The 12,504-nt window shown below is 71.3% G+C and carries 10 protein-coding genes; 6 read left to right on the forward strand and 4 right to left on the reverse strand.

Annotation, left to right across the window (positions count from 1 at the left end; all coding sequences use genetic code 11):
* Window positions 1–728: 728 nt before the first annotated feature.
* Window positions 729–4,259 carry a transcription-repair coupling factor gene (gene mfd, locus ACZ4RZ_RS26100; protein ID WP_467748042.1) on the forward strand — a complete coding sequence of 1,177 codons (3,531 nt, stop codon included), beginning with the start codon at window positions 729–731 and terminating at the stop codon, window positions 4,257–4,259.
* 124 nt (window positions 4,260–4,383) lie between these two features.
* On the opposite strand, the gene ACZ4RZ_RS26105 is transcribed toward mfd, so the two are convergent.
* Window positions 4,384–4,968, reverse strand: a complete 585-nt coding sequence (locus tag ACZ4RZ_RS26105) for a TetR/AcrR family transcriptional regulator (RefSeq protein ID WP_467748044.1) — start codon at window positions 4,966–4,968, stop codon at window positions 4,384–4,386.
* Between the two features lie 106 nt (window positions 4,969–5,074).
* Between ACZ4RZ_RS26105 and ACZ4RZ_RS26110 the strand changes: the two genes are divergently transcribed.
* A complete protein-coding gene (locus tag ACZ4RZ_RS26110; RefSeq protein WP_467748046.1) occupies window positions 5,075–5,998 on the forward strand; it encodes an SCO6745 family protein in 924 nt (307 codons plus the stop codon).
* Between the two features lie 141 nt (window positions 5,999–6,139).
* On the opposite strand, the gene ACZ4RZ_RS26115 is transcribed toward ACZ4RZ_RS26110, so the two are convergent.
* Window positions 6,140–6,319 (reverse strand): antitoxin, encoded by a 180-nt coding sequence (locus ACZ4RZ_RS26115; RefSeq protein WP_467748047.1) that lies wholly within the window; start codon window positions 6,317–6,319, stop codon window positions 6,140–6,142.
* A 161-nt stretch (window positions 6,320–6,480) separates the two neighbouring features.
* Here ACZ4RZ_RS26115 and ACZ4RZ_RS26120 point away from each other — a divergent pair, with 161 nt between their 5' ends.
* Complete coding sequence (locus ACZ4RZ_RS26120; RefSeq protein WP_467748048.1) at window positions 6,481–7,206, forward strand: HNH endonuclease family protein; 726 nt, start codon at window positions 6,481–6,483, stop codon at window positions 7,204–7,206.
* Window positions 7,207–7,385: 179 nt separating this feature from the next.
* Window positions 7,386–8,129, forward strand: a complete 744-nt coding sequence (locus tag ACZ4RZ_RS26125) for a GNAT family N-acetyltransferase (protein ID WP_467748050.1) — start codon at window positions 7,386–7,388, stop codon at window positions 8,127–8,129.
* 79 nt (window positions 8,130–8,208) lie between these two features.
* Here ACZ4RZ_RS26125 and ACZ4RZ_RS26130 read toward each other — a convergent pair whose 3' ends face one another.
* Complete coding sequence (locus ACZ4RZ_RS26130) at window positions 8,209–8,958, reverse strand: hypothetical protein (RefSeq protein WP_467748051.1); 750 nt, start codon at window positions 8,956–8,958, stop codon at window positions 8,209–8,211.
* A gap of 43 nt (window positions 8,959–9,001) precedes the next feature.
* On the reverse strand, window positions 9,002–9,478 hold the full coding sequence (locus tag ACZ4RZ_RS26135) for a hypothetical protein (protein WP_467748052.1): 477 nt from the start codon (window positions 9,476–9,478) through the stop codon (window positions 9,002–9,004).
* A gap of 217 nt (window positions 9,479–9,695) precedes the next feature.
* Here ACZ4RZ_RS26135 and ACZ4RZ_RS26140 point away from each other — a divergent pair, with 217 nt between their 5' ends.
* Together ACZ4RZ_RS26140 and ACZ4RZ_RS26145 are read left to right on the forward strand one after the other, a co-directional pair.
* A complete protein-coding gene (locus tag ACZ4RZ_RS26140) occupies window positions 9,696–11,726 on the forward strand; it encodes an N-6 DNA methylase (RefSeq protein ID WP_467748053.1) in 2,031 nt (676 codons plus the stop codon).
* 163 nt (window positions 11,727–11,889) lie between these two features.
* Entirely contained in the window at window positions 11,890–12,504 is a 615-nt protein-coding gene (locus ACZ4RZ_RS26145) for a hypothetical protein (RefSeq protein ID WP_467748054.1), read from the forward strand.

Consider the following 12,504-nt stretch of genomic DNA (forward strand, 5'->3'; position numbering starts at 1 on the left):
TTTTGGGTTGGCGGGGGGAGTGGTTGGAACTGGCTCGCCACCCCCTAGTGGCGGGGGTCCCCCCACACACCCCCCGCGAAGGGGGTTTTAGGGGCCCGGCCCCTTCATGAGAAGGTCCCCTCCCTTCGCCCCGGGCCTGCGGCGTGTGTCGGAGCTACCGCCGTTTGAGGAGTACGTAGCCGTAGGCGGCGCCGATCACGGCGTACTCGGCGTGCGGGTGCAGCTGACGGGCGTACGCCTGGACGTCGTGCAGGGAGCGGTCGGTGTCGTCCAGGGCGATGAAGTCCGGGGTGATTCCGTGGGTGGTGCCGACCCAGAAGACCCGGCAGCGCGAGGTGAGGCGGCTGTTCGGCCCGGTGGGGCGGCCTGGGCTGTGTGCCCGGGTGTTCCTTGGGCGGGGGTTGCGGCTGCGGGGGTGGTGGGGGCGGGCGTGGGTGGGTTTGCCCCCGCCGCCCCTACTCGACCATCTTCCAGGGCTTCGCCCCTGGACCCCGCCGGGGGCTTCGCCACCCGGACCACCGGGTTGTTTTCCGGCTGGGGGTGGGCGGGGGCCGGTCGCGCAGTTCCCCGCGCCCCTGACAGGGCGCGGCCACACGTGCCGGGCACGGAGGCGGGGCGTTGTCCACAGGCCCGGCGCCCCGCACCCCGGCGTCGTACGCTTGAGGCCCCCGGCCCGTCACACGTGTCGGGCGGTTCGCGTTGCCCACTCCCCGGGATGGAAGCCCTTCATGAGCCTGCACGGTCTGCTCGACGCCGTCGTCAAGGACGCCGCCCTCGCGGAAGCGGTGAGGGCCGCCACCGACGGCAACCGTATGCACGTCGACCTGGTCGGCCCACCCGCGGCCCGCCCCTTCGCGGTGGCGGCCCTGGCCCGCGAGGCCGGCCGCCCCGTACTGGCGGTGACGGCGACGGGCCGCGAGGCCGAGGACCTGGCAGCGGCGCTGAGGTCCCTCCTCCCGCCGGAGGGCGTCGTCGAGTACCCGTCGTGGGAGACGCTCCCGCACGAGCGGCTGTCCCCGCGCAGCGACACCGTGGGCCGCCGCCTCGCCGTCCTGCGGCGGCTGGCCCACCCGCGCCCCGACGACCCGGAGACCGGCCCGGTCTCGGTCGTCGTCGCTCCGGTCCGCTCCGTGCTGCAGCCGCAGGTCAAGGGCCTCGGCGACCTGGAACCGGTGGCGTTGCGCACGGGCCAGAGCGCCGACCTGGGCGAGATCGTCGAGGCGCTCGCGGCAGCCGCGTACTCCCGGGTCGAGCTCGTCGAGAAGCGCGGCGAGTTCGCGGTCCGCGGCGGCATCCTGGACGTCTTCCCGCCCACCGAGGAGCACCCGCTGCGGGTGGAGTTCTGGGGTGACGACGTCGAGGAGATCCGTTACTTCAAGGTCGCCGACCAGCGGTCCCTCGAAGTCGCCGAGCACGGCCTGTGGGCGCCGCCCTGCCGCGAGCTGCTGCTCACGGACGACGTACGCGAGCGGGCGGCCCAGCTGGCCGAGGAGCACCCGGAACTGGGCGAGCTGCTCGGCAAGATCGCCGAGGGCATCGCCGTAGAGGGCATGGAATCCCTGGCACCGGTCCTGGTCGACGACATGGAGCTGCTGCTCGACGTCCTGCCCAAGGGTTCGATGGCCGTCGTGTGCGATCCGGAGCGGGTGCGGACGCGCGCCGCGGACCTGGTGGCGACCTCGCAGGAGTTCCTGCAGGCGTCCTGGGCGGCGACCGCCGGCGGCGGCGAGGCCCCCATCGACGTGGACGCGGCCTCCCTGTGGTCCATCGCGGACGTACGGGACCGGGCGCGCGAGCTGGACATGATGTGGTGGTCGGTGTCGCCGTTCGCGGCCGACGAAGAACTCGACTCGGACACCCTCAAGCTGGGCATGCACGCCCCCGAGACCTACCGCGGCGACACCGCCCGGGCCCTCGCCGACACCAAGGGCTGGCTCGCCGACGGCTGGCGCACGGTGTACGTCACCGAGGCGCACGGCCCCGCCGCCCGTAGCGTCGAGGTCCTCGGCGGCGAGGGCATCGCGGCCCGCCTCGACACGGACCTCGCGGACATCGCCCCCTCCGTCGTCCATGTGGCGTGCGGCTCCATCGACTACGGCTTCGTCGACCCCGCGCTGAAGCTCGCCGTCCTCACCGAGACCGACCTCTCCGGCCAGAAGGCGGCCGGCAAGGACGGCGCCCGCATGCCGGCCCGCCGCCGCAAGACCATCGACCCGCTGAGCCTCGAAGCGGGCGACTACATCGTGCACGAGCAGCACGGTGTCGGCCGCTACATCGAGATGGTGCAGCGCACGGTCCAGGGCGCGACCCGCGAGTATCTGGTCGTGGAGTACGCCCCCGCCAAGCGCGGCCAGCCCGGCGACCGCCTCTACATCCCCACCGACCAGCTGGAGCAGATCACCAAGTACGTCGGTGGTGAGGCCCCCACGCTGCATCGCCTGGGCGGCGCCGACTGGACGAAGACCAAGGCGCGCGCCAAGAAGGCGGTCAAGGAGATCGCCGCGGATCTGATCAAGCTGTACTCGGCGCGGATGGCGGCCCCCGGGCACGCGTTCGGCTCCGACACCCCGTGGCAGCGCGAGTTGGAGGACGCGTTCCCGTACGCGGAGACCCCCGACCAGCTGACGACGATCGCCGAGGTCAAGGAGGACATGGAGAAGACGGTCCCGATGGACCGGCTGATCTGCGGCGACGTGGGTTACGGCAAGACGGAGATTGCGGTCCGCGCGGCCTTCAAGGCGGTGCAGGACGGCAAGCAGGTGGCCGTGCTCGTCCCCACGACCCTCCTTGTGCAGCAGCACTTCGGCACGTTCTCCGAGCGCTATTCGCAATTCCCGGTGAACGTAAGGGCGTTGAGCCGCTTCCAGACCGACACGGAGGCCAAGGCGGTCCTGGAGGGCCTGAACGACGGCGGGGTGGACATCGTCATCGGCACCCACCGGCTGTTCTCGTCGGAGACGAAGTTCAAGGACCTGGGCCTGGTCATCGTCGACGAGGAGCAGCGCTTCGGCGTCGAGCACAAGGAGCAGCTGAAGAAGCTGCGCGCCAACGTCGACGTACTGACGATGTCCGCGACTCCGATCCCCCGCACCCTGGAGATGGCGGTCACGGGCATCCGCGAGATGTCGACGATCACCACGCCCCCGGAGGAGCGGCACCCGGTCCTGACCTTCGTCGGCCCGTACGAGGAGAAGCAGATCGGCGCGGCGATCCGCCGCGAACTGCTGCGCGAGGGTCAGGTCTTCTACATCCACAACCGTGTCGAGTCCATCGACCGTGCGGCCGCGCGGCTCAGGGAGATCGTCCCGGAGGCACGCATCGCGACGGCGCACGGCCAGATGGGGGAGCAGTCCCTGGAGCAGGTGGTCGTCGACTTCTGGGAGAAGAGGTTCGACGTGCTCGTGTCGACCACGATCGTCGAATCCGGCATCGACATCTCCAACGCCAACACGCTGATCGTGGAGCGCGGCGACAACTTCGGCCTCAGCCAGCTGCACCAGCTGCGAGGCCGAGTCGGGCGTGGACGGGAACGCGGCTACGCGTACTTCCTCTACCCCCCGGAGAAGCCGCTGACGGAGACCGCGCACGAGCGGCTCGCGACCATCGCCCAGCACACCGAGATGGGCGCGGGCATGTACGTCGCGATGAAGGACCTGGAGATCCGCGGCGCGGGCAATCTGCTCGGCGGCGAGCAGTCCGGTCACATCGCGGGCGTCGGCTTCGACCTCTACGTGCGCATGGTCGGCGAGGCGGTCGCGGACTACCGCGCCTCGCTGGAAGGCGGCGTCGAGGAGGAGCCGCCCCTGGAGGTCAAGATCGAGCTCCCGGTCGACGCGCACGTCCCGCACGACTACGCCCCCGGCGAGCGGCTCCGCCTCCAGGCCTACCGTTCCATCGCCTCCGCCAACACGGAGCAGGACATCAAGTCCGTACGCGAGGAACTCGTCGACCGCTACGGCAAGTTGCCCGAGCCGGTCGAGAACCTGCTGCTGGTGGCCGGTCTTCGGATGCTCGCGCGCGCGTGCGGCGTCGGCGAGATCGTCCTCCAGGGCAACAACATCCGCTTCGCCCCGGTGGAGCTGAGGGAGTCCCAGGAACTGCGCCTGAAGCGCCTGTACCCGGGCACCGTCATCAAGCCGGCCGTCCATCAGATCCTGGTGCCCCGCCCGAAGACGGCGAAGGTGGGCGGGAAGCCGTTGGTGGGGCGGGAGTTGCTGGGGTGGACCGGGGAGCTCTTGGCGTCGGTTCTGGGGTCGTAGGACCTGGCCCTTCCTCTGGGCGCGGCCTGGCGCGCGTACGGGGAAGTGGCGCCGGCGATCGCCCGGCGCGCGAGCTCGTCATGGGGCTCTGCCGGGCGCGGTCCGGGCGGGAGCCGCGCCCTGGTCAGTGGGAGCGGAACAGCATTCCCGTGAGGGCGCGGAAGACCTCCTCGGGGTCCTGCTCGCCCACCGGACCGTCCAGATTGTGGCTCAGGAGCAGCGTGGCGAAGCCGTGGGCGAGGGACCAGGCGGCGACCCCGGCGAGGCGGGCATCGGGGCCGCGGCCCTCGGCCGGTACGGAGGTGACCGCGGTGCGCAGGCGCTCGCCCGCGAGGGTCCTGGCGGTCGTCAGCTCCAGGTCGTTCTGGCGCAGCAGTCCCGGTGTGAACATCACCTGGAAGTGCGCGGGATGCTCACGCGCGAACCGTACGTAGCGCACGCCCGCCTCCCTCAGGTCCTCGGCCTGCGCGAGCGCGCCCGCCAGCAGCTCGTACCCCTCGGCGGCGATCGCGGTGAGCAGGCCGGTGCGGTCCTTGAAGTGGTGGGCCGGCGCCGCGTGCGAGACGCCCGCGCGGCGGGCCAGGTCGCGCAGGCTCAGCGCGGACGGGCCGTCGACGGTGATGACGTCCAGCGCGGCGGTGAGGATCGCGCGGCGCAGGTCGCCGTGGTGGTAGGGGCGCGCCGAGTCGCCGGTCTTCGCGGGGTTCATGGTCAGCAGCGTACGCCGAATCTAGGCATTGACAAGTTCGGTGGGCGCGGGCAATCTAGTCAGTGTCAAGTTGTTGAGTGAGTGGGACGCGACGAGGGGTGGAGTCATGTCGGAGAACGTCAGTGGGACGAGCGCCACGAACAAGACGGAAGCCGGAGTCGGGGCGGGTGTCGAGCTCGGCCGGGTGCGCCAGCTCTGGCATCTGCTGGAGCCCCTGCATGCCGTCCTCTACTACGCACCGGAGGCCTTCGAGGAAGCGGCCGCGCTCGGCTACGGCGAACAGGAGCGCTGGCCGAGCTACTTTCCGTACCGCGCCGCGCCGTTGGGGGCGGTCGGCAGCGAGCGCGTGACCTCCGCCTTCTACAGCTTCAGCCCGCGCATGGTCGCCGAACACATGAAGTCCGCGTGGCGGACGGCGAGCCCGGAGCAGGTGCTGAAGGCGCGGGAGCGTGCTGTCGACCGGGCCTACCGCGCGATATTCGGGGACCGCGTCACCAGTCCCGAACTCGCCGAGGCCGCCGCCCTGGCCCGCGGTGCCGCCGAGGCCGCGAATACGGCGGGCCGTCCCCTCGCCGCCGCCAACGCGGAGTTGGTCTGGCCCGAGGCTCCCCATCTCCAGCTGTGGCACGCGGCGACGATCCTCCGCGAGCACCGGGGCGACGGCCACCTCGCCGCACTGCTCATCGCCGGGCTCGACCCCGTCGAGTCACTCGTCTCCTTCGCGGCGATAGGCGCGGCCTCCGTGGAGCGCTTCGAGAGCCGCGGCTGGAGCCCCGAGGAATGGACCGCCGCCCGTCAACGCCTCGCCACCCGCGGCCTGGTGGACGAGGACGGCACCGCCACCCCCGCCGGCCACGAGCTGCGCCGCCAGGTCGAACAGCACACGGACGAACTCGCCGCCGCCCCTTGGCGCGCCCTGGGCCCGGACGGCATCGCCCGCCTCGCCGACCTGCTCGGCGAGTTCTGGGTCGCGGTGCTGAGCTCGGGGCTGCTGCCTTCGGAGACGACGCTGGGCATCGGGAAGGTGTGAGGCGATGTGACGAGGCGCCCGGTAGGTCAACTCCGGCTGGGGCAGCGTAGAACCGCCCGCGGGACCGGGTCTCCGCGGACGGTCTCTGTTGCCTGGGGTTCAGGGTGATTCAGTCGACGCAAGCCTCCGTATGTCTCCGGGTTATGGCTGCTCGGGCCGGTCGCGGTCCATGCCCATCGCGCCTTCGGTCTTCTGCTGCGCGTCGTCGACCTGGTCCGTGTACTTGTTGCCCGTCTTTTCGTTGACCTCTTGCTCCGCGGCGTCGGACATCTGCTTGGCCTTGTCCTGCCCGTGGCTCTTGAACCTGTCGAAGATGCCCATCCAGAGCTCCTTCCGGAGGTGACTCACCACCGACGATACGCCCGGCGTGCGCCGATTGCCCGTTGGGTGCGGGTATGGCCGAGGGGCCCTGGCCGGTACCTTGGGACCAGGGGAAACGCGCCCGTGCAGGGCGGACCCGGGGAGGCAAGGGGAGGGACGCCGTGCTGCGTCTGAGGGGTGGGGCGGCCGCGGCCGCGCTGGTGGTGTTCGTCGTCGGTGCCGGTGTCAGCGGCTGCAAGAAGGAGACCACGGGTTCCGCGGGCCCGCAGAAGACGGCGGCCGGCGGCGCGGCCCTCACCGCCGTGGACTCGCTGACCGTCAAGGGGCGCGCGCCCAAGACGGGTTACAGCCGGGAGCGGTTCGGCACGGCCTGGGCCGACACGGACTCGAACCGGTGCGACACCCGTGACGACATCCTCAAACGGGACCTGAGGGACGTGAAGTTCAGCGACGGAGAGTGCAAGGTGAGCTCCGGGATCCTCTCCCCGGATCCGTACGGGGGTCAGGACGTGACCTTCGCGCGCGGCCGCAGTCTGGTGGACATAGACCACCTCGTCGCGCTCTCGGACGCCTGGCAGAAGGGTGCCAAGTACTGGGACGCGAGCAAGCGAATAGCCCTGGCCAACGACCCGCTCAACCTCCGTGCCGTCGGCGCCAGCGCCAACCGCAGCAAGGGCGACGGCGACACGGCGACCTGGCTCCCGCCCAACAAGGCGTACCGCTGCACGTATGTCGCCGCGCAGGTGGCCGTGAAGAAGAAGTACGGGCTGTGGGTCACCGCCGCCGAGAAGGCGGCCATGAAGAAGGTGCTCTCCGGCTGCCCCGGCCAGAAACTCCCCTCGGACGGCAACCCGACACAGGCGCCGAAGCGGTTCCACGCGAACTAGCCGCCAGGGGCTGCAATGGGCCGCCACGGGCCGCCCGCGTTCACCCACGCTGCGTCCGCCCGCTCGGCCGCCGACATCGACATGCCACCGACTGAGCGCGAACCCATGTCGCTGCCTCATGGAGGCCGACACGGCAAAACCGTTTCACCCGGGGCGAGTCGACGCCTACCGTGTGCGACATGCAGCTGAAGGTGTCAAGTCTCGCCGAGCGTCCCGAGATGCTCGGGCACGTGGTCCGGATGGCCAACAGCTGGCCGGAGTTCCTGCTCCACGACCTGGTGGGTGACACACACTACGGCCGGATCGCCACCGAACTTCCGGAGTACGTGCTGTTCGCCGAGGACGAGCACGGCCGCGTGGTCGCCCACGCCTACAGCGTGCCGTTCGCCCTCGCGGACGAGGACCGGGGCGAACTGCCCGCGCGGGGCTGGGACCAGGTGCTGGCCTGGGCATTCGCCGACCGGCGCCGCGGCACACCGGCCGACACGGTGAGCGCCATCTCGATCGTCGTCGCCCCGCACGCCCAGGGCGGTGGGCTGTCGGCCCGGATGCTCTCCGCGATGCGGGACAACGCCCGGGCGCACGGCTTCGCCGAGGTCGTCGCCCCCGTCCGCCCCAGCGCCAAGCACCTGGAACCGCGCACCCCGATGGAGGAGTACGCGTTCCGGGAGCGCGCCGACGGGCTGCCGCACGACCCGTGGCTACGCGTCCACGTCCGGGCGGGCGGCGTCGTCGAGGCGGTGGCACCGGCGTCCATGACGGTCGCGGCTTCGCTGGAGGAGTGGCGCGCCTGGACGGGGCTGCCCTTCGACATGGAGGGCTTCGTCGACGTGCCCGGCGCGCTGGTGCCGGTGCACTGCGAAGCCAGGCGCGGATACGCCGTATACGTCGAGCCCAACGTGTGGGTGCGGCACACCCTGTGAGCTCGACGTATGGCGTGTGAGACGTAGGCCCTGTGAGGCGTATGGCCCGTGAGGCGTACGGCCGGTTGCAGGTGGGCCCTCAGGCGCCCAGCTTGTCCAGGTCGAGGATCTTGCCCGTGGGGGTCTTGGCCGGGACCGGCTTGTCGTACTCACTGAAGGTGAGCGTGCCGGGGTCCTTGGCGGAGCTGCTGTCGACCCGCAGCAGATAGGGCTTGCCCTCGGTGGCGACGTAGAGGGTGTAGCGGTCCTTGCCGTCCTTCTCGCGAAGGACGATCGCCGGGGTGCCGTCGACGGTGGTGGTCTTGCCGCGGGTGGCATCGGAGTTCACGTCCTCCGCGCCGCCGAGCACGGTGTCGAGGTCGCAGAAGCTCGCGATGTCCTTGGCGTCGGAGCCGGTCGCGGACATCTTGGTCCACTTGCCGGCCAGCATGGCCACGGCCGCGTCGGTGTCGGCCTTGGACTCGCCCTTGCTCTGGGCGCGCAGGAACGCCTCGTCGTACTTCATGTAGACGGTGTCGCCGGTCTTGATGAGATCGGCCTTGCCCTGGCCGGCCATGCTCATCGTGCCGGCGCACTCGCCCTTCTTGTTGAGGGCCATGTCGATCCCGATGGTGCCGCCGTCCTCGTCGTCGGGGATGTCGCCCTTCATCCGGAGCGAGGTGGCCCCCGTGGTGGCCTTCACGGCGCGGTCGGCGATTTCGCCTCCGGTCAGTCCGGCGAACGGGCCCTTCGGCTTGCTGTCCGCCTTGTTCTCGCCGGGCAGACAGCCGGTGAGGCCCGCGGTGGCCGCGGCGGCGAGACAGAGGGCGGCAAGTGCGGTGCGACGCATGAGAGTTCCCCAGGATTTCAGTGAGCGGTGAGGTGTACGTGGATCAGAAGTTGCCGTTGCCGAGCAGCTCGCCGTCGGCGTCGTAGACCGTGACGAGGCCGTTCGCGCTGTCCTTCCAGTCGGCGAAGGCGGAGGCGATGAGCTTGGCCGGGGCCATCCCCTTCCCCATCAGGCCGCCGGTGAAGTCGGTGTAGACGTCGGCGGAGTCGAGCAGGTCGTTCTGTTCGTCGGCGCCCTGGACCTTGGTGACGTGGGAGACGGCAGCCTTCTCCTTCGGGCTGCCGTTCTTGTTCACGAAGGCCTTGAACTGCTCTGCTTGGGACGCCTTTTCGGTTCCCTTGTCCTCGGCGGGCTTCGTGTCGGACTTCGCGCCTCCGCCCGACTTCTCGTCGGCTCTGGCGGAGTTTTGCTTGTCGCCGGAACCCTTGCCGTCCGCACCGTTGCCGGCGTTCGCCGACACCACGCCGATGACGACGATCCCCACCACAGCGCCCAGTGCAACCTTGGCCTTCATGCCCATGTCTGTCCCCTCCCCAAGGTGGCGACCGCCGCTACCGGCGGCCGCCCGTTCGATGGGTCAATAACAGCAGAGCTTGTGAACCGAGTCAACACGATTCACGGAGAAGGTTGTGTACACGACTGTGAAGGGGTAGATCTTGCGTACGTCGGTATGCTCGACGTCACAGACCAGGGCGGCGCCATCAGGCGTCACAGGCCAGGACGAGGGGAGCCGGGCGGTGCAGGACAACGCGACAGAGGTGACCGCTGCCGGGATCGCGCGGCTCGCCGGGGTCGGCCGCGCCGCCGTCAGCAACTGGCGCCGCCGCCACGCCGACTTCCCCAAGCCGGTCGGGGGCACCGAGACCAGCCCCTCCTTCGCGCTCGCCGAAGTCGAGGCCTGGCTGCGCGACCAGGGCAAACTCGCCGAGGTCCCGCTGCGCGAACGCGTCTGGCAGCAGCTCGCCGGACACCCCGAGGGTCCCGTCACCGCCCTCGTGCACGCCGGCTGCGCGCTCCTGCTCATCCATGACCGCCCCACCGACTGGCTGGAGTTGAGCGCGGGTTCGGACGAGCGCCTGGCCGCCCTGCTGCCCGCCGCGCTCGACCAGGTGATCACTCCCCGCTTCGGCGCGCCCCGCGAGCGCGCTGTGAACACCCCGACCGGCCCCGAGCTCCTGCCCTCCGCCCCGCTCCTGCGTGGCGCCGCCGAGCTCGCCGCCGAATTGGGCGCGCGGCAGACGTACGAGTTCCTGCTGGGGCGGCACCTCGACAACAACCCGCGGCAGTACACGCTCACCCCGGGTGACCTGGCCGCGTTGATGGCCGAGCTCGCGGGGCCGGCGCGCACGGCGCTCGATCCGGCGTGCGGCACCGGTGCGCTCCTGCGGGCCGTGGGGCCCAAGCCGGACCAGGAGTTGTACGGCCAGGACAGCGCCCCCGAGCTGGCGGCCCTCTCCGCGCTGCGGCTCGCCCTCCAGGGGAAGGCCGCCGTCCGCACCGCCGCCGGTGACACCCTGCGCGCCGACGCGCATCCCACGCTCCAGGCCGACGTCGTCCTGTGCCACCCGCCGTTCAACGAGCGCAACTGGGGCCACGACGAACTCGCCTACGACGCCCGCTGGGAGTACGGCTTCCCGGCCCGCACGGAATCCGAACTGGCGTGGGTGCAGCACGCGTTGGCCCATCTCAAGGACGGCGGCAGCGCCGTCATGCTGATGCCCCCGGCGGCCGCCTCCCGTCGCTCGGGCCGCCGTATCCGCGCCGACCTGCTGCGCCGCGGCGCGCTGCGTGCCGTGATCGCCCTGCCGATCGGCGCGGCACCCCCGTACAACATCCCGCTGCACATCTGGGTGCTGCGCCGCCCCGAAAAGGCGCCCGCGCAGCCCGAGTTGCTGCTCGTCGACACCGGGGCGCTGGCCGCGGAGGGCCGCGGAGGCCTGGACTGGCAGGCCGTGCGGACCGCGGTTCTCGACGCCTGGCGGCCCTTCGAGCGCACCGGCAGCGCGCGGGAGGAGCCGGGGTTCAGCCGCGCGGTGCCGGTCATCGAACTCCTCGACGACGACGTCGACCTGGCCCCCGCCCGGCATCTGCCGCCGGCCGCCGCGGGGGGCGGCACCGAGCAGCTCGCGGACGTACGCGAACGGCTCGGCGAGACCCTGCGCCTGACCTCCGACCTCACGCCCCCCGAGACGCGGCCGACGCAACCCGCGCGCTGGCCGCTCATCACCGTCGGCGAACTCGCGCGCGGGGGCGCGCTCCTGCTGCGTACGGGCGGAAACGGGGCCCCCGCGCGCGTGCCCGTCCTCACCGACCACGATGTGCTCGCCGGAACCGCGCCGTCCGGGACCCTGCCCGAAGGGGAGGACGAAGCCGTGCTGGTCGAGACGGGCGATGTCGTCGTCCCCGTGGTCGGCGGCGGCTCCATCGCGCGCGTGGTCGACGAGAACACGGCGGGCGCCGCCCTGGGGCGCAACCTGACGCTGCTGCGTCCCGTCCCGACCGCCCTCGACCCGTGGTTCCTGGCCGGCTTCCTGCGCGGTACCGCCAACAACCGCCAGGCCAGCAGCTACGCGTCCACCGCCACCCGACTCGACGTGCGCCGCCTCCAGCTGCCCCGGCTCCCGCTCGACGAGCAGCGCCGGTACGGCGAGCGCTTCCGCGCGCTGGCCGAGTTCGAGGACGCGCTCCGGCGTGCGGGCCGGCTCGGCGAGCGGTTGGTGCGCGGCATGTACGACGGTCTGACGGACGGGACGGTCGCGGCGGACTGACGGAACGGGTGCTTCCAGGGAAGCCCTCGAAAACCCGCCGGGGCGCGCGAAGTGATCAGCACGACAACGGTTCGGTACAACCCGGGACCGGTTGTCCTTGTCGGCCTATACGCTCGGACTCCGAACTCGTACGTCCGTCCCCATCAGGCCTCCAGGAGCAGCCATGCAAGGCCACGGCTACGCGCCGCCTCCGCCGAAGCGACCCTCGACCGGGGTGTTGGTCGTGCTGCGCGTGATCTTCGTGGCAGTGCCGATCCTCAGCATCGGATTCCTGGCGTGGGTGGCGCCGCTCAGGGCGGCGATCGTGACCCATCGGCCTGCGGACTGGTGGATCTTCGGGGGATCGCTCGTGGTCCTCGGGACCAGCTTCGCCTTCCTCAGCACCGACCACACCGACGACTTCAGCAGCCCGAACGGCAACGTGGGCATGATCATCCTGCTGTTGAACGCCGCGGCCTGCGTCGGCTACTACCTGTACGCCGACATACGTCACTACCACCGGCTGTACCCCACCGGCTATCTGCCGCCCCAGGCCCCGGCCGTGAACTACGGCTACCCGCAGCCCTCGTCGCCGTACGCGGCCACGCACCCGCAGACGCCGGTGACACCCGTGCCCGCTCCCGTGCCGCACACCCCCGTGCCGCACACCCCGGTTCCGCCGCCCCCGCAGCGGCCCGCGCCCGCGCGGATCGACCAGGTGCGTGCCGAGCTCGACGAGCTCAGTGACTATCTCCGCAAGCGCGACGGCCATCACGACGGCGGCAGGGACGGCAGGTGA

The organism is Streptomyces sp. NPDC027189 (assembly GCF_055566975.1).